Genomic DNA, 1,135 nt, shown 5'->3' with positions numbered 1-1,135 from the left:
AATGACGAAACTTATTGTGAGCTGCGCTATCAGGGGCAGATTTATGACCAGGAGACGGGGCTTTACTACAACCGGCACCGTTACTTTGACCCAGAGTTGGGGCAATATATCTCGCCAGACCCGATAGGTTTTGCAGGAGGGCTGAGGCCACAGGGGTATGTGCATAATCCGTTAGAGTGGGTAGATCCGCTGGGGTTGGCTACAAGGCCTAACAACGGTAAATATCACATATTCCATGACCATCAGGTAGATCCTGCGAATAGATACGCAAGTGATAGCGTTCAATTTAGACAGGCTAATAAAGAGCTCTTGTCAAGGTTGGAAGCTGACCATGCATATAGAAAAGATATGTTTAGCCGATATCCTGAACTTTCCGAATGGTCTAAGTCGGGTAACATGTCAACAAGCCCTGCAGGTATGACATGGCACCATCATGAAGATGTAAATAGGCTCGTCTTGGTTGATCGAGGCGATCATTCAGCAAATCATGGTATTTATCATCCTACTGGTAAAGGTGGGCGGGATATATGGGGGGGCGGTAAAGAAGGGCGAACAGGAAAGCTGGACGGTGCAACAGGAGAGAAAAAATGCAAGTTAAAATGAAATCTTATATCAAATTGTCGGATCTTATTCTTGCCATAAAGAACAGAGATTTTGACCAAGGCTCCTTTTTTTGTTTATATTCGAAGGACTCCATGGAGCCTCTCGAATCCAACTCCCTTTATTTTATTGATGAGTATCCACAAGAGGGGGCAGAAGGAGAGGATGTTTTCCCAAGTGATGTTATAAAAAATGATTTGGAGCTGTGTTATTATGGTGAGCAGTTTATTGATGTTATAAACAATGTCATTTCACAGATAAACGAGCCTCAAGTATCAGCTTTCGTTGAGGCCCTCAATTACTACATGGATAATGATGATTTTCTCGATATTAGATAGTAGAGGCAATGTTTACATTATCTAGTTTATATTGTTCCAGTTATCACTTTACACCGGCATATTGCCGGTGTTTTTTTACAGCCACTGGGGCGAACAGGGTTGGAAGCTCAATGGCAACGGTCAGGTGGTGGCCGAGCGCAGCAAGCGCGGTCACGAGCGTCAGGCCCGGCTATTTGGTTATGACAGCGAGCTGAACC

General features: G+C 44.5%; 2 protein-coding genes. Both read left to right on the top strand.

Going from position 1 to position 1,135, the window contains the following annotated elements; genetic code table 11:
* Positions 1 to 603, top strand: a 603-nt coding sequence (locus L975_RS17960) for an RHS repeat-associated core domain-containing protein (RefSeq protein ID WP_047709420.1), incomplete at its 5' end; no start/stop codon positions are given.
* Complete coding sequence (locus L975_RS17075; protein ID WP_047709419.1) at positions 588 to 938, top strand: hypothetical protein; 351 nt, start codon at positions 588 to 590, stop codon at positions 936 to 938. The genes L975_RS17960 and L975_RS17075, both read left to right, overlap by 16 nt.
* Positions 939 to 1,135: the final 197 nt, after the last annotated feature.

The sequence above is a fragment of the Plesiomonas sp. ZOR0011 genome, assembly GCF_000800945.1.
Taxonomy (GTDB): domain Bacteria; phylum Pseudomonadota; class Gammaproteobacteria; order Enterobacterales; family CAMTGL01; genus Plesiomonas; species Plesiomonas shigelloides.
This window is presented reverse-complemented; position numbering and strand designations above follow the sequence as displayed.